Raw genomic sequence first — 19,940 nt, 5'->3', positions numbered from 1 at the left:
GAACGCATGCATCTCACCCTGAAGAATGAGACGACAAAGCCCGCCGCCGCAAATCATCTCCAGCAGCAGGACCGCTTCGATCACTTCATCCAGGAGTTCAACACCGAACGGCCCCATGAAGGGCTCGCCATGGCTTGCCCGGCAAGCGTCTGCACCCCGTCACCGCGCCCCTTCAGCGGCCTGCCGGAGATCGAGTATCCGTTCCACGATCACGATGCCCTGATCACTGCCTGCGGACGCCTCTGCATGCACCGGAAGAAAATCAACATCTCCACCGTGCTCGCCGGTCAGCGCGTCGGACTGAAAGAAGTCGAGGACGGCATCTGGCTCGTCTCGTTCATGCAATATGACCTCGGATATGTTGATCTTGAGGCAAGGACACTACAAACTGTCGATAACCCGTTCGGGGCGAAACTGTAACCTATCTCTCCGGAACATTCTGTTACCTATGTGTCCGGGTCGGACAACAGAATAAATGGCGCGAGTGACGGGGCTCGAACCCGCGACCTCCGGCGTGACAGGCCGGCACTCTAACCGACTGAGCTACACCCGCGCATTTTCTGTGCCCCTTTCGGAGCGAAGCGCCTCTCTAATCAAGGGCAGCGGGCGGGTCAAGCACACTTCTTCAGGCAATTCACAAGCCTGTGTTGTGCCCAGGGCCGGGGGGCATTCCACGCTTTTGTGCCGCTATTGCCATTCACACGACACATTCCAAACCCATCTGCTAGTAAACTGCGAGAAAGCCGGGAATCGATCCGATGAATATCAAACGTACAGGCCTGATCGCCGGGGGCATCGTCGCCCTGATCCTGGCGGGGGTCGTCATCGTTCCCTTCCTGATTCCGAAGGACGTTTACCGCGCCCAGATCGAGCGGGCTGCCACCCAGGCCCTGCAGCGGCAGATCACGCTCACCGGTGATGTTAAAATTTCGATTTTCCCCAGCATCGCGGCCAGTGTCGGCGGGGTATCGGTTGCCAATCCTGAAGGATTTGAAGGGCCCTATATGGTCGAGGCCGGCGAACTTCGCGGCTCGGTAAGGCTCATTCCGCTCTTCTCCCGGCGGGTCGAGGTGAAAGAGCTGGCCTTCGTCGATGCGCAGGTTTCGCTGCAGAAGCTGGCCGACGGGCGCACCAACTGGGTGTTCACGCCCGCCCAGCCGGCCGAGCCTGGCCCTGCCCGGCCGCCGGCCGGGCAGAAAGGCTTTAATGGCGGCGTCGAGCAGGCTCGCCTTGAGAATGCGTCGCTGACCTTTCGGGACGCGCAGGCCGGGACCTATTACGAGCTTCGCGAGCTGGACCTGCTGGCGTCGATGGCATCCACCACCGATCCGTTCCGGCTGAAGGCCAAGGGGATTTTCCAGGCCAACCCCTTCGAGATCAACGCCTCTGTGGACACAATCGACGCGCTGACCAAGGAGCAACCTGCCGACATCAAGGCCGATCTGGAGACCCTTTTTGGCAGGATCGACTATGCAGGATCGGTCAAACTGGGGGCAATTGCGACCATCGACGGACAATTCCGGGCCTCATCGGACGCGCTTCCAGCGCTTGCCGCCCTCACCGGGGCCGAAGTTCCCTTCGACCTCTCCAAACTCGGCAAGATCAATCTGGAGGGAAGTGTCAAAGGCCCCTCGAACGCGCTTCTGGTCGATATCGAGAAGCTGACCCAGACTTCGGCTCTGGCCCGCACAAGCTTCTCCGGGCAGCTAAACCTCACCGAAGCGCCAACCATCACGGGTCAGCTGAGCCTCGACGCGCCAAGCCTTGCCGACCTCGCCCGGTTTGCGGATGTCGAGGTGCCGGTCAACCTCACACCGCTTGGCGGGGCTGACATCATGGGCAAGGTGAGCGGCGCGCTGATGCAGCCTGATCTCAGCTTCGAGAAGCTGGGCGTGAAGGGGGACCTCATAACCGCCAATTATGCCGGAACGATCACGCTGGGCGAAATTCCTTCCCTGGCCGGAGACCTTGAGCTGCGCTCGCCCGATGCAGGAGAACTTGCGCGCGCACTCGGGCTTGACCTGCCCGCCTCTGCAGCGCTTGGCCAGGTGAACCTGACCTCGGCGATAACCGGGCCGGCAGACGCGCTGGTCCTGTCGGGCATCGCGTTCACCCAGGACAGCGACCTGCTGACGGCTTCCTATTCCGGCGATGTCGGACTTGGCGGCGGGGGCAGCCTGAATGGCCAGCTCAGCGCTGAAAGCAGCCGGCTGCGCGACCTCCTGGCGGCAGCTGACGTCGAGATGGCGCCGGGCACCACCCTGCAAAGCTTCAGCGCGAAGGGACAGGCCAGCGGCACCTTCACACAGGTTGCCCTTTCCGGGCTCGACCTGACGCTCGACAACATCAACGCCAAGGGCACCGCCGGAATTGACCTTTCCGGGGAGCGCCCGCGCCTGACCGGCAACCTCAACATGGGCGCGCTGGACCTTTCCCCCTTCCTGGCACCGGCCGACCAGAAACCGCAGACACGCCAGCCGCTGGAAGCCTGGAGCAAGGACAAGCTCGACCTTGCAGGTCTTCAGGCGGCCGACGCCGACCTGCAGATCCGGACCAGCAAGCTGACCCTTGGCAGTGTCGAGCTCACTGACGCTGCGCTGGCAGCCAACCTCAATGCCGGCAAGCTGACGACCGATCTTTCCCAGTTCAAGGCCTTCGGCGGCAACTGGAAGGGACAGATGGTGGTGGATGCTGCCGGTCAGGTACCGGCCGTGAACGTCGCCATGGAAGGCAACAGCGTTGCGATCTCCAGCCTGCTGGGGACGCTGGCGGGCTTTGACAAGCTTACCGGGACCGGGGCGTTTCAGGTGAACGCCTCTGCCCGGGGCACGTCGATTGATGAAATCATGAACGGCCTCAATGGCGAACTCTCGACCGATCTGAATGAGGGCGCCCTCAAGGGGTTGAACGTGACACAGCTCGTGCGCAGCGCGCAGTCGCTCCAGCAGGCCGTTGCCACGGGCAGCCTCAACAATCTCGATTTCCGGGGTGTCCTGTCGCCAGCCGCCGAAACCGAGTTCACAACATTCAATACGGTCCTCAGTGTGCAGAACGGTGTCGCAACGGTCGACATACTGAAACTTCTCAGCCCGGTGCTCGGCATTGACGGCACTGGCAAGATCGATCTCGGCGGCCAGTCGCTCGACATCCGCCTCGCCACCGCCATCGACAGGAGCGGACAGGGCCAGGGGGCGGTCGTGCAACTGAACGGCATCCCGGTTCCGGTAAGGCTCTCGGGCAATTGGGACGCGCTCAAGGTGACGCCTGACTTTTCCGGCGTTCAGGCGGCCCTGCAGGCGGAGCTCTCCGGCCGCTTGCAGCAGGAACTCAATGACCGGGCGGGCGATACCGCGGGCGCGATCCTCGGCAACATCATCGGCGGCAGGCAGCCCACGCCCGCGTCGCAGACAGCGCCCGCAACGCCGGACGGCGACGAAGCTCCAGCGGCGCAGCCGCAGACCCCTGCGCCGACCGCCGAGGAGCAACTTGAGGAAGCCGCAGAAAAGGCAGCCCGGGACGCGATCGGCAACCTGTTCGGCCGCAGCCCAGCGCCCAAGCCTGCCGAGGACCCGAAGCAGGACGAGGGCGAGTAACACCCGCCTGCCCCATAGCGGGCGTCTGCTTCTTTTCCGCGATCAGCCGGCGCGGCTATGCAGTCCGGTTTCAGCAGGCTGGACGGGCTCGGCCACGCCCTGCTCGCGCAACGCTACCAGATGGCCAAGTTGCTCCAGAGGATGAGCATGGCTGAAGAAGAACCCCTGTAGCTCCTCGCATCCAAGGTCACCCAGAAACTCTGCCTGAAGCAGTGTTTCCACCCCTTCTGCCGTACACTGCATACCGAGTGAGCGGGCGAGGCTGAGCATCGAGCGCGTGATCGCCCGGCTGTCTTCGCGCGTTTCGATGTCGCTGACAAAGGTGCGGTCGATCTTGATCCGGTCGAACGGGAAGGATCGCAGATGATTGAGCGAAGAAAAGCCGGTGCCAAAGTCATCGAGCGCGATGCGCACACCAAGTGTGCGCAGCTGGTGGAGCCGGCGAAGGGTGAACTCGGCATTGCTCATCAGGGCTGCTTCGGTAATTTCCAGTTCCAGCCGGCGCGGATCGAGCTTGCTGGCAGCAATCGCGCTGATGATCGTGGACACGAGCGAAGCGGAATGAACCTGCAGGGGTGAGATATTCACGCAGATGCGCACATGCTCGGGCAGCCGGGTCGCCTCGGCAAGGGCGGCGCGGATGACCCATTCGCCCATGCGGGTGATGAGCCCGTTCTCTTCAGCGTGTTCGATGAACTCGCCCGGATAAACCAGCCCCCGCTCGGGATGCTGCCAGCGCAGCAGCGTTTCACACGCAACTGTTTCGCGCGTTCGCGCATCGACGATGGGCTGGAAATGGATGCGCAGTTCATTGCGCTCGATGGCGCGCTGGAGCTCTTCCTGAATGTCGAGCCGCGCCTGCGCCCGCGTTTCCAGATCATCATTGAACATGCACCACTTCGCCTTGCCCAGATGCTTGGCCTGATAGAGCGCGAGATCTGCATGCCGGAACATGGTGCGGCTGTCCTGGATCGCCGCATCAAACAGGCGCACGCCGATGGAGGCCGAGCAATTGGCCGTTGATCCCCATACGTCATAAAGCGCGCTCATTTCGGCGGCGAACTGATCAAGGAAGCCGTGAAGCGCATGGATGTTCGCACGCTCGACAATCATGGCAAATTCGTCCCCGCCAAGGCGGGCGATGAAGTCGCCCGGCGCAGACAGGCTGCGGATGCGCGAGGCAACCTGGCGCAGGAGTTCGTCGCCAGCCGGATGACCCAGCGTGTCGTTGACCCATTTGAAACTGTCGAGATCCAGCATCAGAAATGCCCGGCAGACCGGCGGCGACAGCGGGCGCCGCAGCTGCACTTCCAGCCGTTCCTGAATGGTGATGCGGTTGGGCAGTCCCGTCAGGCCATCAAAGTGGGCCATGTGGGCAATGCGGTCTTCGATGAGCTTCGACTGGGTGACGTCTGCCGCCACGCCGCGGAAGCCCTGGAACTCTCCGTTTTCGATCACGGGCTTGCCGGTGACCGACCACCAGCGCAGATCGCCGCTCTTATCCCTGATCGGCACGACGATGTCGCGGAAAGGTGCCTTCTGCTGCAGGACTTTTGTCAGGACATCCCGCGCGTCACCCGGATGAAAAATGTCCGTGAACAGCCTTCCCCGCTTCAGGACGTCATCGCGGGTCCAGAGCGGTTCTTCGGCGTCACCGACCGTTGGCCTGTCCTGCAGGATGCCGTCGGCACTGGTCTGCCAGAGGGAGTCGGACGTGCTTTCTTCAAAATCGCGAAGCAGGAGGCCGATCACCTGAGACTGATCCTGGATGGCCGCGCGCCCGAGAAACTGTTCGACAAACTGACGGTTCGTCCAGGTAACGGCCACCAGGAGCACGATCAGATAATACAGCATCAGGATCGAGAGGATCGCATAGTTTGGCCCGGTCTGCAGCATCAGCGCAGTGGCAAGGCCAAGCCCGGCAGGAACGATGTAATAGATCGCCGCCATCGGAATGCGCGACAGGAGGAAGCCGCCGGCGAACATCATCCCGGCCGAGATGATGCCCATGACCATCTGCCCCTGCATATCCGCCGCTCCCAGGACAACAATCGGGGCGAGGCCCCAGAGGAGCCCGTTGCAGATGGCGACCCGGGTGAAGTCGGCAATCGCCCGGCAGTTGCTGCGCCGGTTGGGATCAATGCGAAGGAATTGCTGGTATTTTAGCAGGGCACCAATGTTGATGAGCAGCCCACAGACCGACCAGGCAATGAGAAAGTGCATCTGGCCATTGTTAAGGAAGATGCCGAGAACTGCGATGATGTTGAGCACATTGGAGAGGAGGATCACATTGGTGATCCGGCTCATCGAATTCATCTGCTGGGCACGCAGGCCGGGAAGGTGCTTTGCCGGCACCTCCACACCCTGAAACAATGCCTTCAACGACCAAAGCGTTGCAGAGCCGTCCTGGCGATCTGGCATGACCCGGTCTCCCGCAGTGAAAGCGTCCTGCATTTCTACTGAAAATTGTTAGCGAGGACGGGTTAGCGCCGGGCAACTTCAGTCGATGAAATTTCATCGACCGGGCTGTGGAAATGCGATTCTTACGAAGATTTCAGGCTTGGCCCATCGAGAAAATCTGACGCCTGAAGGTGGATTTTTGCGCGCTCTGCGGGCTCCATCCTGTCGAGGGACTTGCAGATCACGGCCATCCGGGGATTGGAACGGAAACGCGCCTGATGGCGGCCGATGAAATCCCAGTAGAGAAAGTTGAAGGGACAGGCCCTGGGGCCGGTTCGTTGCTTCACGTCATAGGCGCACCCGGCGCAGTAGTCTGACATCTTCGAAATGTAGTTGCCGCTGGCCGCGTAGGGCTTGGAGGCCATGAGGCCGCCATCGGCATGCAGCGCCATGCCGTGGGTGTTGGGCAGCTCCACCCATTCATAGGCGTCGGCATAGACCAGCAGATACCATTCATTGACCTCGGCCGGATCAAGCCCCGCAATAAGCGCGAAATTGCCGGTGATCATCAGGCGCTGGATGTGGTGGGCATAGGCATGGCGCCTTGTCTGGCCGATGGCGTCGGCCATGCAGCGCATCGCGGTTTTGCCCGTCCAGTAGAAATCCGGCAGGGGACGGCGCGCGTCCAGCGTGTTGAGGCCTGCATAGGCGGGCATGTTCAGCCAGTAGATGCCGCGGACATATTCGCGCCAGCCGATGATCTGGCGGATGAAGCCTTCCACCGCATTCAGTGGCGCCCTGCCCGCTTTCCATTCGGCCTCGGCGCGGCGGCAGACGTCGAGCGGGTCCAGCAAGCCGCAATTGAGGTAGATCGAGAGCAGCGAGTGCCACATCCATGGCTCGCCCCTGGCCATGGCATCCTGCCAGTCGCCAAAGCCGGGGAGGATTTCGCAGATGAAGTGATCGCGGGCCTTTTCTGCCCCTGCGCGGGTGGTGGCAAAGCCCCATGGCTCAAGATCGCCGAAATGATCGGGGAAGCGGCCGGCCACGAAGGCGATCACTTCCCTTGTGAGATCGTCAGGTGCGGGAAGGTAGCGCGGGGGTGGCGAGAGGTCTTTGGGCAGGCGTTTGCGGTTTTCAGTGTCGTAGTTCCATTCGCCGCCTGCGGGCTTGTCGCCGTCCATCAGGAGGCCGGTCTTGCGGCGAACATCGCGGTAGAAATACTCCATGCGGAGCTGCTTGCGGCCTTCTGCCCAGGCTGCGAAGTCCTTGAGACTGACGAGGAAGCGCGTGTCCTCGCGCAGCTCTACCGGCAGGGGGAGGATGTCTTGCCATATCTCCATGTCCTGCTGCAGGCGCCACTCGCCAGGACGGGTCATGACGAGGGAGGAGAGGGCGGGATGTTCCTCCAGGGCGCGCGCCACCTCGCCCCTCAGCGAGCCCTGATTGGCGGGATCGTCGAGCTTCACATAGCGCACTCGGTAGCCGGCCGTTTCCAGTTCGCTGGCGAAGTGGCGCATGGCAGCGAAGAGGAAGGCGATCTTCTTCTTGTGATGGCGCACATAGGTGGCTTCTTCCATCACCTCCGCGATCAGGATCAGGTCAGAAGCCCTGTCCGCATCGCGAAGGGATGAGATGTCCGGCGACAGCTGATCGCCGAGGATCAGCCTCAGAGCTCCCACCACCAAATCCCTGTTTTATCAGTACATCTGGTCGAGGATGTATTCGATGTCCTGCCCACGGGCCTGGAAGGCGAGCTTTACCCAGCGCCCCTGGTCATCATACCAGACATCCAGATCGATGTTGGAATCCAGAAAATAGCGGTTTGCCTGGATGGATTTGCCGCCGGCCTTGATCGTCTCACGGCCCTTTGGGGTGACGGTGACCTTGTAGATCTCGCCATTCTCGGTGGAGAGGAGCTGCGAAGCCTTGGTCTGGGCATAGTTCCAGTGGCTTGCCGGGATGATGTCGGCGGGCACTTCTCCGGTAAATTCGGTGCCTTGTATCTCCAGCGCGTCGCCTTCACGGGTGGCCTTCATGGAGCCCTTCCTGCCATCGTCATTGCCCTGGCCGTTTACGGCGACGAGTTTGCCGCTGCGCCAGGTTTCGCTGGCGGAGAGGTCGTAACGGAAGACGGTGATCGGACCGAGGCCGGCCTTGAGGCCCACTTTCGTCCTTGCGATCAGGGCGTTATTGGGCCCTTTCTCGAAGACGACGGTGTGCGAACCAAAGGGATTGCCCTTGCGAAGCACGTTGAAACGGATCTCGTCGCCCGCCGCAGGTTTCCACGCATTTTCGAGGCCGGACGCGGCCGGAACGGCGGCGTCATCGGCCATGGCGGTGCCACCGAGTGCCAAAGCCATGACAAATTGGGACACTATGAGACGCTTAAAGGTCATGTCAGTTGATCCTTTGGAGTATACGATCTTCTTTACGGACAAATTGAGCGGGTGGATCAGCCAGGCAGCGCGAACGGCCAGTCCGACCAATTGAACCTCACCGCGCAGACGCGTAGCCTTGAACAAACGATTATCTCAGAAACGAGTTCCCTCATGACGCTTCACAGGTCTGTTATCGACCTTATCGGCAATACGCCGCTGCTCCGGCTCAACCGTGTCTCTGATGAAACGGGCTGTGAAATTCTCGGCAAGTGCGAGTTCCTCAATCCCGGCCAGTCGGTGAAGGATCGCCCGGCGCTGGGGATTGTCCGGGAGGCCGAAGCATCCGGCGCGCTGAAGCCGGGCGGCACGATTGTGGAGGGCACGGCGGGCAATACCGGGATTGGCCTCGCGCTGGTGGGCAAGGCGCTGGGCTACCGGGTGGTGATCGTGATGCCACGTTCGCAGAGCCAGGAGAAGAAGGACGCGATCCGCCTCCTGGGCGCCGAGCTGATCGAAGTGGATGCGGTGCCTTATGCCAACCCCAACAATTATGTGCGCTATTCCGGGCGCCTGGCCGAGGAGATGGCGGCGAGCGAACCCAATGGCGCGATCTGGGCCAACCAGTTCGACAACCAGGCCAACCGCCGCGCGCATTACAATACGACCGCGAAGGAAATCTGGGAGCAGACAGACGGCAAGCTCGACGGCTTCATCTGCGCGGTCGGCTCGGGCGGAACGCTTGGCGGGGTGGCGCTGGGCCTGAAGGAGCGCAACCGGAAGATCACCATCGGCCTGGCAGATCCTGGCGGCGCGTCCCTCTACGCCTATTACACGACCGGCGAACTCAAAGCCGAAGGCACCTCAATCACCGAGGGCATCGGACAAGGACGGATCACGGCCAACCTTGAAGGCATCCCGGTCGACAAGGCCTGGCGGATCAATGACGACGAAGCGCTCGGTTATCTCTTCGATCTGGTCGCGCATGAAGGGCTTTGCCTTGGCGGATCGGCCGGGGTGAACATTGCCGGCGCAGTGCATCTGGCGCGCCATCTTGGCCCGGGGCACACGATCGTGACGATCCTCTGTGACTATGGAAACCGATACCAGACGAAGCTGTACAATCCGGACTTCCTGCGCTCAAAAGGCCTGCCGGTTCCCCCCTGGATGGAGACAAGATCATGAGCGAGAGCGGCGACCCGCTGGTAAGCCCCGAATGGCTGATGGCCAACATAACAGCGCCTGATGTGCGGATTGTGGATGCAACCTGGTTTGCGTCCTGGACCAATCCGCCGGAGACCGGCCGCGACGCCTGGAAGCGCGGGCATATTCCCAAGTCCGTCTATTTCGATATCGACGAGATTGCCGACCTCACATCCCCCTACCCGCACATGTTGCCCGACGCCGTGAAATTCTCGGCGCGGGTTCGCAAGCTCGGCCTTGGCGATGGCAGCCGGATTGTCGTCTATGACCAGAACCGGTTCTTTGCCGCCGCCCGCGCCTGGTGGATGCTGCGCGTGATGGGGCACAAGGATGTGCATGTTCTGGACGGCGGCCTGCATGGATGGGTGGCTGAAGGCGGACCGCTGGACGACCTGCCGACCCCGCCGGGCGAGCGCCACTTCACCCCGCGTGTGCGCAGCGACCTGGTCATGGACGCGCGCGGCATGGAACAGCTGGTGGGCTCTGCCCGTGTGCGGATCATTGACGCGCGCCCTGACGGGCGTTTTTTCGGACGCGACCCCGAGCCGCGTGAAGGCCTGCCTTCCGGCCATATTCCCGGCAGCATCAATGTGCCCGGCGGGCAGCTGGTGACCGAAGACGGGCGGATGAAATCTGCAGACGCGCTTCGCCGCCTGTTGCCGGAACCCAATGCGGCTACGGTGGCGACCTGCGGCTCAGGCGTGACGGCTGCGATCACCGCGCTGGCGCTTGCCCGTCTCGGCAACTGGGATGTGGCAGTCTATGACGGCTCCTGGGCGGAATGGGCGTCTGACCCCTCCCGCCCGATTGCCAGAGGCTGACATGATGAGTCCCAGGGATGATGCCGCGCCGGAGACCCGCCTGATCCATACCCGCGCCGAGCGGCTGGACCGGGTGACGGTAAACCCGCCGGTGGAGCGCGCCTCGACCGTTCTCTTTCGCACTGAGGCCGCACTCTATGGACCCAGGCCAACCTATGGACGGATGGGGCTGACCGTTCACCGCGAACTGGAAGCGGCGATGTGCATCCTGGAGGGCGCCCGGCATACGCGGCTTGCCTCCAATGGCCTTCAGGCCTGCGCGCTGGCAATTGCAAGCGTTGTGGAGAGTGGCGGCCATTTTCTGTTCACCGACAGTGCCTATGGCCCGACCGCGCGTTTCTGCGAAAAGCGGCTGAAAGCCATGGGCGTGGAAGCCGAGCGGTTTGATCCGCGCATGGGCGCGGGCATCGAGCGCCTGTTCCGGGAGAACACGCAGGCCATCCTGCTGGAGTCGCCCGGTTCGCTGACCTTCGAGATTTCAGACCTTCCGGCAATTGCCGAGGTGGCGAAGAAGCGCGCCATCCGCATCGTGTGCGACAACACCTGGGGCGCAGGACTGCATTACAAGCCGCTGGCGCTGGGGGCCGATATTTCGGTGCAGGCGCTGACCAAATATGTGGTGGGCCATTCGGACGCCTTTGGCGGCGCGGTGATGACCAATGAGCTCAGCCTTGCCAGCAAGGTGGCCAATTGCTCCGAAGACTGGGGCATCGCCCTGGCGCCCGATGACGCCTATCTCGCCGTGCGCGGCCTGCGCAGCCTTGCCACGCGCCTGAAGGCGCATGAGGCGGCAGGGCTGGAGCTGGCGCGCTGGCTGGACGGGCGGCCCGAAGTGGCCCGCGTCATCCATCCCGCCCTGCCCTCTCATCCCGATCATGCACTCTGGCAGCGGGATTTCACCGGATCCTGCGGGCTCTTCTCTTTCGTGCTCAAGGCGTATCCGGCAGAGGCAAAGCAGCGTTTCTTCGAGGCGCTCAGCCTGTTCGGCATGGGGTTTTCATGGGGTGGTTTCGAGAGCCTGATTATCCCTTGCGATGATCAGCTGACGCGCAGCGACACATGCTGGACGAAGCAGAAGCCCGGGGAGTTGATGCGGGTGCATGTGGGGCTCGAAGCGGTAAGCGATCTGAAGGCCGATCTCGAAGCGGGTTTTTCCGCCTTGTCCGCAGGCTGAGCTTACGGCTCTGCCTGCAGCGCGGAGCGATCAAAGTTCAGGAATACGAAGAGGTCGTCCACGCCGGCGCCGATCCGGGCCTGCGGCTCGGACGGCGGCCAGAGGCGCTGCTGGCGCTCGCGCGTGGCGACACACTGGCGCGTGAGGGTGGCGAGGTGGACGAAATCATCTGCGTCCACCAGCGAGTCCAGCACGCAATTGTCGAACACCGGATAGATCATCCCCGCGCCGCAGCCGAAGGACGACCGATCGGGCCGGGCGGCGGTCATCACGAGCCGGTTGGACGCGGCAAGCGCAGGCAAGAATACCCCCGAATAGCAGGCAGAGACGACGACCACTGTGGGCCGCTCACCGCACCACTGGCCGATGAGGCCATTCAGCTTGTCCGGGCTGAGCAGGCCTTCGCCGCCGAGCACGATGCCTTCGGGCAGGCCGTGGGAGGTGAAGTAGAAGAGACAGCCGGCCGGGGCGGCAGCGGCCTGTTTCTCGAAGGCGGAGAAAACTTCGTCCGAGCGCAGGGAGAAGCCGCCATGTTCACGCGGGCGTAGCGACATATGGGTGATGTTGCCCGGATCAAAGCCGACACCGGCAAAGGCGCGGGCGAGATCCCGGCGGGCATTCTCGAACGCGTCGATGGGGGCGCCTTCGCTGTCACGCCAGTCAGCGGCGAGAATGCCGACGGCCCAGTCCTTCAGCGGAACGTCTTCGACAGCCGGCTCGGCATGGGCGCGGCCCGCAAGGGCGGCGGCCAAGAGGAGTGCGCCTGCAAACAGATGCTTGAATGGCATCCGTGTTCTCCCGGGACATCGTTTCGATGACATATGAGCAGCGCGCCGGAGCCGGCGCAAGCCCCTCAGAGTCATCGCGTGGCCTGGCTATTTCGGAAAGGTGTCCAGCGACGGCTCGCGGTACCAGCAGTCGCAGCCGGCATCATACTGGAAGGCTTCGCCGTAATCATTGATGCGGGTGGCGGGGGTGACATAATAGCCGGGCACATAGTCCCAGCTGGGATCGGCGTAGCGGTCTGCGAAACCGTCGCCGGTATCGTCGCAGACAGCATAGCCCTGGGCGTTGTAATCGCAGGCATAGGGAGGGACCTGTGTAAGCGTGACGGCCATTTCATCGGCCGCCATATTGAGCCCCATGGCGACGGCTTCCCAATCCGAATGGCTGCAGCCGGCCGCGCCGAGCAGCGCGGCGGCGGCGAGCCAGGCTTTTGTTTTTTCCATTGCCTCTGTCAGCATGTCCCTGCTCCCCCGCATGACCCACAACCTTCTGATTGCACTATCGTAATGCAGGAAATGAACGCAAGCTGAACCGGCGCGTCAGACCGGTTCGGGGCTGACGCGGACGACCAGTTTACCCAGGTTCTTGCCTTCAAACAGGCGGGAGAGGCTGGCGGGGGCTTTCTCGAAACCCTCGACGATGTCGGTCTCGAATTTGAGTTTCCCCTCCATCAGCCATTGGGCCATCTGCTGCATGCCCTCCGGGAAGCGGGGAAAATAGTCGATGACGATGAAGCCTTTCACCAGGGTCCGCCGCATCAGGAGATTGGCGAAATTGTAGGGGCCGGGCACGGGCGTTGTGGCGTTGTAGGTGGAGATGAGGCCGCAGAGCGGCATGCGGGAAAAGTCGTTCAGGCGGGCGATGACTTCGTCCATGATCCTGCCGCCGACATTCTCGAAGTTGATGTCGATGCCATTCGGGCAATGCGTGTCGAGGGCCTTGCCGACGTCTTCGTTCTTGTAGTCGATGGCGGCATCGAAGCCGGCAGTCTCGGTAAGCCAGCGGCACTTGTCAGCCCCGCCTGCGATGCCGACGACGCGGCAGCCCTGGATCTTGGCGATCTGGCCGACCATCGAGCCGACCGCGCCAGCCGCGGCAGAGACGACAACGGTTTCGCCCGCCTTGGGCTTGGCGATGTCCATCAGGCCGAAATAGGCGGTCATGCCGGTGGCGCCGAGGGGGCCCATGAAGGCGGTCAGAGGGACGCCGGGAAGCCTTGGCAGCTTGGCGAGGGCATTGCCCGGCAGCGTGTTGTAGACGGCCCAGCCCGCCAGGCCGGTGTTGACGATGTCGCCGGGCTCGAGGCCGTCGAAGCGGCTTTCGGTGATGACGCTGAGCCCGCCGCCGCGCATCGGATCGCCGATCCCGACGGGCGGGAGATAGGCGTCCATGTCGCTCATCCAGATGCGGTTTGTCGGATCGAGCGAGAGGTAGATGGTCTTGGCGCGGACCTGGCCGTCTTCAAGAGGGGCCTGCGGGGTCTCGACCAGTTCCAGATCGCCCTCCTGCAGGTCGCCGACGGGGCGTTTGCGCAGCACCCAGGTAAGGTTCTTTTCGTTGACCATATTGTCCTCCCGATCTTTCGACCCGAAGGCTAAAGCGAATCCGGCTCAGCGCAAGGCGCCCCGCTTCGATTGTCGGCAGGCGGAGACTGGCTGAGGCAAGGCGAGGCCTATTTCAGCACACCATGCTTGGCCCAGGTCTGGGCATAATAGAGGAGCAGGACCGACACGGCGATGGTGAAGACCGATACGGCATGGATGGTACCGTCATCGGGGGCGCCGTCTGCGAAGGTGAAGCCGATGCCCAGGATCGTGGCGGTGGTGCTGAGAGCGAGCATGCGCACCGCCGTCAGCCGCTTCCGGATGAGGAAGACTGCGCCGGCGAGTGCTGCGAAGACGGCAATGCCGCGCAGGGCCAGCACCCAGACGGGAAGCTCATAGATGAACTCGCGGGTCAGGTCCGGCATCTGGTTCATGTAGGGGGCAAAGCGGGTGACCATGGCCATCAGGTCGAAGACGCCGAGGAGGCTCCACACCCCGGCGACAGCCCCTATCAGGGCGAGGTGCCACGGCGCCTTCCGCTCGTGCTTCTGCACAACCGGAATGAGGGCCGTCACTTCTTCGAAGTCCAGATCACGGTCCATGTGATAAAAGTAGCACACCCCTGTTGCCACGGAAAAGCCTAAATTCGCTTCGGGGCATTACTTAGCCGACAGGTGGCGACTCAGCGCGTGCGCGTGCCTGTTTTCGGAGCCGGCGGGTGACGCGGGCGCCCTTGCGGGCTAAACCGGGAACAAATCAAAGGAATCGCTCATGGCCACGGCGCCCATCACCCAGGACAGCCACCTCTACCTAATAGATGCGAGCGCCTATGTGTTCCGCGCCTTCCATGCCCTGCCCCCGCTGACGCGCGCCTCTGACGGCCTTCCCGTGGGCGCGGTGGCGGGTTTCTGCAACATGCTGTTCAAGCTGCTGGAAGACCTGAAAGGCAAGGAGCGCCCGACGCACTTTGCCTGCATCTTTGATGCTTCGGGCAATACGTTCCGGAACGACATCTATCCGCTCTACAAGGCCAACCGATCTGACCCGCCTGAAGAACTGGTGCCCCAGTTTCCGCTGGTGCGGCGCGCGTCGCTGGCCTTTGCCGCCCATGCCATCGAGCAGACGGGCTTTGAGGCCGACGACCTGATCGCGACCTATGCGCGGCTGGCTGAAGCCAAGGGCGCGCGCGTCACCATCGTCTCCTCGGACAAGGACCTGATGCAGCTGATCACCGACAAGGTGGCGATGCTCGACCCGATGAAGAACAAGCTGCTGGGCCGGGACGACGTGATCGAGAAGTTCGGCGTCGGACCTGAGGGCGTGGTGGATGTACAGGCGCTCTCGGGCGACCCCACCGATAACGTGCCCGGCGCGCCCGGCATCGGCATCAAGACGGCGGCGCAGCTCATTGCCGAATATGGCACTGTCGAAACGCTGCTGGAGCGGGCCGGCGAGATCAAGCAGCCCAAGCGGCGCGAGACGCTGATCAACTTTGCCGATCAGGTGCGCGTGTCCAAACAGCTTGTTCAGCTCAAGGAGGATGTGCCTGTGGTTCTTCCGGTGGAAGAGCTGGCGGTGCAGGACCCTGACCCCAAGGTGCTGATAGGTTTCCTGGAGGAGATGGAGTTTCGCACCATCACCCGGCGCGTGCGCGAGCAGATGGAACTTGAGGGCGCGATCGACGCCCTCGCCCCCGAAGCGCAACCTTTTGACATGTCTGCCTATGTCTGCGTGCGGGATCTCAAGACGCTGGAAGACTGGGTGGCCCGGGCCACGGCGCAGGGATTTGTGGCGGTGGACACCGAAACCGACAGCCTGGATTCGGTGGCGGCGGGCCTTGTGGGCGTGTCGCTGGCGCTCAGCCCCGGCGAAGCCTGCTACATTCCGCTGACGCATGTGGACCCGGAAGCCAAAGGCGACGGCGACATGTTTGGCGCCGATCCGCCACGCCAGATCAAGATGGCCGAGGCGCTCAAAGTGCTCAAGCCGATGCTGGAAGATCCGGCGGTTCTGAAGATCGGCCAGAACATCAAATATGATCTCAGCGTGCTGGCCCAGCACAAGATCACGATCGCGCCGATTGACGACACGATGCTGATCTCTTTTGCGCTGAATGCGGGCATCCATGGCCACGGGATGGATGAACTTTCCGAGCGCTATCTTGGCCACAAGCCGATCAGCTTCAAGGACGTGGCCGGCACCGGCAAGACGCAGAAGAGCTTTGCACAGGTCGCACTCGACAAGGCGACAGAATACGCCGCCGAGGACGCGGACGTGACCCTGCGCCTCTGGAAGGCGCTGAAACCGCGCCTGCGGACCGAGCAGGTGACGGCCGTTTACGAAACGCTTGACCGGCCGCTGGGGCCGGTGCTGGCGGCGATGGAACAGGCCGGCATCAAGGTGGACCGGGACATGCTCTCGCGCCTTTCGGCAGACTTCAACCAGCGCATGGCTGCGCTGGAAGCGCAGGCGCATGAACAGGCAGGCCGCAGCTTCAACATCGGCTCTCCCAAACAGCTGGGCGAAATCCTCTTTGACGAGATGAACCTGCCAGGCGGGAAAAAGACCAAGACGGGCGCCTGGGTGACCGATGGCGATGTGCTGGAGGGGCTTGCGGCAGAAGGCCATGAACTGCCGCGCACGATCGTCGACTGGCGGATGCTGTCAAAGCTGCGCTCGACCTATACCGAGGCGCTGCAGGCGGCGATCAACAAGAAGACGGGCCGCGTGCACACGAGCTACATGATGGCGGGCGCGCAGACGGGGCGGCTCTCCTCGACGGATCCGAACCTCCAGAACATTCCGGTTCGGACCGAAGAAGGCCGCAAGATACGCCAGGCCTTCATTGCCGAGGAGGGCAATGTGCTTGTCTCGGCCGACTATTCCCAGATCGAGCTGCGTATCCTGGCGCATATGGCGGACATTCCGGCGCTGAAACAGGCGTTCAAGGACGGTCTCGACATTCACGCCATGACGGCGAGCGAGATGTTTGGCGTGCCCATCGCAGGCATGGACCCGATGGTGCGCCGGCAGGCCAAGGCGATCAATTTCGGTATCATCTATGGCATCTCCGGCTTTGGTCTTGGCCGGCAGCTCGGCATTCCGCAGGGCGAGGCGAACCAGTATATCAAGACCTATTTCGAGCGTTTCCCCGGCATCCGTCAGTATATGGACGAAACCAAGGAGTTTGCCCGCGAGACCGGCTTCGTGCGCACCGCCTTCGGGCGGAAGATCCACCTGCCCGAAATCAAGACCAAGGGACCGGCCCGCGCCTTTGCCGAGCGCCAGGCAATCAATGCGCCGATCCAGGGGTCGGCGGCTGACATCATCAAGCGCGCGATGATCCGCATGCCGGAGGCGTTGGCGCAGGCAGGGCTGTCGGCGCGGATGCTGCTGCAGGTGCATGACGAGCTTGTCTTCGAATGCCCGCAGAATGAGGCCGAGAAGCTGATCGCGCTGGTGCAGACGACGATGGCGGCGGCGGACGGGCCGTCGCTGAAGCTTTCCGTGCCGCTGGTGGTGGAGGCCAAGGCAGCGGACACCTGGGCGGCGGCGCACTGAAGCGGCCCGCATAGGCCATATGGGCCATTCCATTCTGCGCCGCGAGTGATAAAGAACGGGAAATTTCACCGCTTTCCGGCTTCATTTCCGTCCAGGAAGGCAAAATTTTGCGCAACTATCGAGACCTCAGCCAATGATCCCCTACCGTTCCCGCACTTCCACCCACGGCCGCAACATGGCCGGTGCCCGCGGCCTCTGGCGCGCGACGGGCATGACGGACAGCGATTTCGGCAAGCCGATCATCGCGGTGGTGAACTCGTTCACCCAGTTCGTGCCGGGGCATGTGCACCTGAAGGATCTCGGCCAGCTTGTGGCCGGGGAGATCGTGGCCGCCGGCGGCGTGGCGAAGGAATTCAACACCATCGCGGTCGATGACGGGATCGCCATGGGCCATGACGGGATGCTCTATTCCCTGCCCTCGCGCGAAGTGATCGCCGACAGCGTGGAATACATGGTCAATGCCCACTGCGCCGATGCGATGGTGTGCATTTCCAACTGCGACAAGATCACGCCCGGCATGATGATGGCCGCGATGCGCCTCGACATTCCGGTCGTGTTCGTGTCCGGCGGGCCGATGGAAGCGGGCAAGGTGAACATTGACGGGGAGCTGCGCGCGGTTGACCTCGTCGATGCCATGATCGAGGCGGCAAACCCCGACCGGACGGACGCTGAAGTCGACGAGTTTGAAAAGAATGCATGCCCGACCTGCGGGTCGTGCTCGGGCATGTTTACGGCCAACTCCATGAACTGCCTCGCCGAAGCGCTCGGCCTCGCCCTGCCGGGCAATGGCTCGACGCTGGCGACCCATGCGGACCGTGAGCGCCTCTTCCGGCGCGCGGGGCGCCGGATCGTGGAGCTGACCAAGGCTTACTATGAAGGCGGCGACACCGGCGTTTCGGCGCGCGGAATTGCGACGAAGGCGGCGTTCGAGAACGCCGTCACGCTCGACATCGCGATGGGCGGATCGACCAATACGATCCTCCACCTGCTGGCAATGGCACGCGAAGGCGAGGTGGACTTTACGCTGGCTGATATTGACCGGCTGAGCCGGGTGACGCCCTGCCTCTGCAAGGTCGCGCCGGCGGTTCAGAATGTTCACATGGAAGACGTGCACCGCGCCGGCGGGGTTTTCGGCATCCTCGGAGAGCTCGACCGGGCGGGGAAGCTCGACACGACCGTGCGCACGATCCATTCGGACACGATGGCCGAAGCGCTGAGCCAGTGGGACATTGCGGTGACTGACAATACCGAAGTACAGGAGCTGTTCCTTGCGGCGCCGGGCGGCGTGCGCACGACGCAGGCGTTCAGCCAGTCGCGCCGGTATAAAGCCCTGGATACGGACCGCGAAAAGGGCGTCATCCGCTCGGCAAGCCACGCCTTCTCTCAGGATGGCGGCCTCGCGGTTCTCTTTGGCAATATTGCCGAGATGGGCTGCGTGGTGAAGACGGCCGGCGTCGATGACAGTATCCTGAAATTCTCTGGCCCTGCCGTGATCTGCGAAAGCCAGGAAGATGCCTGCGAGCAGATTCTCAAGAAGCGCGTCAAGGCGGGCGACGTGGTGATCATCCGCTATGAAGGTCCGCGCGGCGGGCCTGGCATGCAGGAGATGCTGTATCCGACCTCGTATCTGAAATCGATGCGGCTCGGCAAGGAATGTGCTCTGATCACGGATGGCCGTTTTTCCGGTGGCACATCCGGGCTCTCGATCGGACATGTGAGCCCGGAAGCGGCCGAGGGCGGTGCGATCGGCCTTCTGGTCGAAGGTGACATCATCGAGATCGATATCCCGAACCGGACGATCAATGCACAGGTTTCAGCCGAAGAATTCGCCAAGCGCCGCGCCGAGATGGATGCCAAGGGCGCGGCCGCCTGGAAGCCGGTTGAAGATCGCCCGCGCAAGGTGAGCCGCGCACTGAAGGTTTATGCCGCGCATGTGGGCAATGCATCGCTCGGGGCTGTGCGGCTTGATCCTTAAGCGGCCGGGGCTTTTGCGCCAGGCTTGAGGCGCGTGGCTTTACCGGCTCTCTTCAGGATCATCAGGAAGCTGCCGGGCATCTGATCCTCGTCGAGCCGGCCGCTTCGGGCGCGTTTGTTCCGCCCGGCGAGGAAGCGGCCAGCGCCAAGCTGCAGGAGCCCGGATATGGCAGCAAGCGCCGCTCCAGCTTTGCCGAGGTGGACCCGGAGCCGGAGATCCAGCGGGTGGATGAGGCGGCCGTGCTGGATACGTTCACGCTGCTGCATGAGCGGGAGCTGGTTAAGGCTGGCCTCTCCAGCGCGGGAGTGCTGACGGGGGCGATGACCTGGCTGGCGGAGCAGACAGAACCTGAGCGGGAGGTCTGTGTCTGCGCAGACGGGGAGGAGCGCTGTCTGGAGGCGCTGGAGCCCCGCTCCATGGCGGCGGTCGGCGAAGCAGCGGTCAGGGCAGCCGGCGCGGCGCTCAGTCCGGTGATGGCCGCGATGCAGCGGATCTGACCTTGCGC

The 19,940-nt window shown here is 62.9% G+C and carries 14 protein-coding genes, 1 tRNA gene and 1 pseudogene; 8 read left to right on the top strand and 8 right to left on the bottom strand.

Features of this window, described 5'->3' with window-relative positions; all coding sequences use genetic code 11:
* A pseudogene (locus KG722_RS02350) lies at window positions 1–420 on the top strand (integrase core domain-containing protein); the annotation flags it as partial.
* Window positions 421–476: 56 nt separating this feature from the next.
* On the opposite strand, the gene KG722_RS02345 reads toward KG722_RS02350, so the two are convergent.
* Window positions 477–553, bottom strand: a tRNA-Asp gene (locus KG722_RS02345).
* A gap of 205 nt (window positions 554–758) precedes the next feature.
* Between KG722_RS02345 and KG722_RS02340 the strand changes: the two genes are divergently transcribed.
* Window positions 759–3,593: an AsmA family protein gene (locus KG722_RS02340; protein ID WP_213269090.1), complete on the top strand. Its 2,835-nt coding sequence runs from the start codon at window positions 759–761 to the stop codon at window positions 3,591–3,593.
* Between the two features lie 42 nt (window positions 3,594–3,635).
* Here the strand turns inward: KG722_RS02340 and KG722_RS02335 are convergent, their stop codons facing one another.
* The 3 genes from KG722_RS02335 to KG722_RS02325 all read right to left on the bottom strand — a co-directional run bounded on the left by KG722_RS02335 (window position 3,636) and on the right by KG722_RS02325 (window position 8,392).
* The gene (locus tag KG722_RS02335; RefSeq protein WP_213269088.1) at window positions 3,636–6,014 is read right to left on the bottom strand and encodes an EAL domain-containing protein; all 2,379 of its coding nucleotides are present in this window, start codon (window positions 6,012–6,014) and stop codon (window positions 3,636–3,638) included.
* A 122-nt stretch (window positions 6,015–6,136) separates the two neighbouring features.
* Complete coding sequence (locus tag KG722_RS02330; RefSeq protein ID WP_366909936.1) at window positions 6,137–7,678, bottom strand: cryptochrome/photolyase family protein; 1,542 nt, start codon at window positions 7,676–7,678, stop codon at window positions 6,137–6,139.
* A 15-nt stretch (window positions 7,679–7,693) separates the two neighbouring features.
* Window positions 7,694–8,392, bottom strand: coding sequence for a DUF6134 family protein (locus KG722_RS02325; RefSeq protein WP_213269084.1), 699 nt, complete (start codon window positions 8,390–8,392; stop codon window positions 7,694–7,696).
* Window positions 8,393–8,545: 153 nt separating this feature from the next.
* Between KG722_RS02325 and KG722_RS02320 the strand changes: the two genes are divergently transcribed.
* The 3 genes from KG722_RS02320 to metC are packed head-to-tail and all read left to right on the top strand — an operon-like array spanning window position 8,546 to window position 11,569.
* Entirely contained in the window at window positions 8,546–9,556 is a 1,011-nt protein-coding gene (locus tag KG722_RS02320) for a cysteine synthase A (protein ID WP_213269082.1), read from the top strand.
* The gene (locus tag KG722_RS02315; protein ID WP_213269080.1) at window positions 9,553–10,395 is read left to right on the top strand and encodes a sulfurtransferase; all 843 of its coding nucleotides are present in this window, start codon (window positions 9,553–9,555) and stop codon (window positions 10,393–10,395) included. The genes KG722_RS02320 and KG722_RS02315 overlap by 4 nt, the downstream gene beginning before the upstream one ends.
* Window position 10,396: 1 nt before the next feature.
* Window positions 10,397–11,569, top strand: coding sequence for a cystathionine beta-lyase (metC, locus tag KG722_RS02310; RefSeq protein WP_300998170.1), 1,173 nt, complete (start codon window positions 10,397–10,399; stop codon window positions 11,567–11,569).
* Window positions 11,570–11,571: 2 nt separating this feature from the next.
* On the opposite strand, the gene KG722_RS02305 is transcribed toward metC, so the two are convergent.
* The 4 genes from KG722_RS02305 to KG722_RS02290 all read right to left on the bottom strand — a co-directional run bounded on the left by KG722_RS02305 (window position 11,572) and on the right by KG722_RS02290 (window position 14,501).
* Window positions 11,572–12,357: a C13 family peptidase gene (locus KG722_RS02305; protein ID WP_213269078.1), complete on the bottom strand. Its 786-nt coding sequence runs from the start codon at window positions 12,355–12,357 to the stop codon at window positions 11,572–11,574.
* Between the two features lie 87 nt (window positions 12,358–12,444).
* Window positions 12,445–12,813 (bottom strand): hypothetical protein, encoded by a 369-nt coding sequence (locus tag KG722_RS02300; protein WP_213269077.1) that lies wholly within the window; start codon window positions 12,811–12,813, stop codon window positions 12,445–12,447.
* 81 nt (window positions 12,814–12,894) lie between these two features.
* Window positions 12,895–13,920 (bottom strand): NADP-dependent oxidoreductase, encoded by a 1,026-nt coding sequence (locus KG722_RS02295; protein WP_213269076.1) that lies wholly within the window; start codon window positions 13,918–13,920, stop codon window positions 12,895–12,897.
* A gap of 107 nt (window positions 13,921–14,027) precedes the next feature.
* Window positions 14,028–14,501 carry a hypothetical protein gene (locus KG722_RS02290; RefSeq protein WP_213269075.1) on the bottom strand — a complete coding sequence of 158 codons (474 nt, stop codon included), beginning with the start codon at window positions 14,499–14,501 and terminating at the stop codon, window positions 14,028–14,030.
* A gap of 169 nt (window positions 14,502–14,670) precedes the next feature.
* Between KG722_RS02290 and polA the strand changes: the two genes are divergently transcribed.
* From polA to KG722_RS02275, 3 genes are all read left to right on the top strand, one after another.
* Window positions 14,671–17,460 carry a DNA polymerase I gene (gene polA / locus KG722_RS02285; RefSeq protein WP_213269074.1) on the top strand — a complete coding sequence of 930 codons (2,790 nt, stop codon included), beginning with the start codon at window positions 14,671–14,673 and terminating at the stop codon, window positions 17,458–17,460.
* A gap of 133 nt (window positions 17,461–17,593) precedes the next feature.
* Complete coding sequence (gene ilvD / locus KG722_RS02280) at window positions 17,594–19,435, top strand: dihydroxy-acid dehydratase (protein WP_213269073.1); 1,842 nt, start codon at window positions 17,594–17,596, stop codon at window positions 19,433–19,435.
* Between the two features lie 224 nt (window positions 19,436–19,659).
* Window positions 19,660–19,932 (top strand): hypothetical protein, encoded by a 273-nt coding sequence (locus tag KG722_RS02275; protein ID WP_213269072.1) that lies wholly within the window; start codon window positions 19,660–19,662, stop codon window positions 19,930–19,932.
* The last annotated feature ends 8 nt before the right edge of the window (window positions 19,933–19,940 follow it).

The sequence above is a fragment of the Hyphomonas sp. genome (genome assembly GCF_018402285.1).
In the GTDB taxonomy this organism is placed as follows: Bacteria; Pseudomonadota; Alphaproteobacteria; order Caulobacterales; family Hyphomonadaceae; genus Hyphomonas.
The sequence above is the reverse complement of the archived record's forward strand: the minus strand, read 5'-3'. Positions and strand labels throughout refer to the sequence as shown.

Bases quoted from the DNA above. Each gene is read 5' to 3' on its own strand.
- KG722_RS02340 (WP_213269090.1), top strand. From the start codon at position 759: ATGAATATCAAACGTACAGGCCTGATCGCCGGGGGCATCGTCGCCCTG.
- KG722_RS02335 (WP_213269088.1), bottom strand. From the start codon at position 6,014: ATGCCAGATCGCCAGGACGGCTCTGCAACGCTTTGGTCGTTGAAGGCA.
- KG722_RS02325 (WP_213269084.1), bottom strand. From the start codon at position 8,392: ATGACCTTTAAGCGTCTCATAGTGTCCCAATTTGTCATGGCTTTGGCA.
- KG722_RS02320 (WP_213269082.1), top strand. From the start codon at position 8,546: ATGACGCTTCACAGGTCTGTTATCGACCTTATCGGCAATACGCCGCTG.
- KG722_RS02315 (WP_213269080.1), top strand. From the start codon at position 9,553: ATGAGCGAGAGCGGCGACCCGCTGGTAAGCCCCGAATGGCTGATGGCC.
- metC (WP_300998170.1), top strand. From the start codon at position 10,397: ATGATGAGTCCCAGGGATGATGCCGCGCCGGAGACCCGCCTGATCCAT.
- KG722_RS02305 (WP_213269078.1), bottom strand. From the start codon at position 12,357: ATGCCATTCAAGCATCTGTTTGCAGGCGCACTCCTCTTGGCCGCCGCC.
- KG722_RS02300 (WP_213269077.1), bottom strand. From the start codon at position 12,813: ATGCTGACAGAGGCAATGGAAAAAACAAAAGCCTGGCTCGCCGCCGCC.
- KG722_RS02295 (WP_213269076.1), bottom strand. From the start codon at position 13,920: ATGGTCAACGAAAAGAACCTTACCTGGGTGCTGCGCAAACGCCCCGTC.
- KG722_RS02290 (WP_213269075.1), bottom strand. From the start codon at position 14,501: ATGGACCGTGATCTGGACTTCGAAGAAGTGACGGCCCTCATTCCGGTT.
- polA (WP_213269074.1), top strand. From the start codon at position 14,671: ATGGCCACGGCGCCCATCACCCAGGACAGCCACCTCTACCTAATAGAT.
- ilvD (WP_213269073.1), top strand. From the start codon at position 17,594: ATGATCCCCTACCGTTCCCGCACTTCCACCCACGGCCGCAACATGGCC.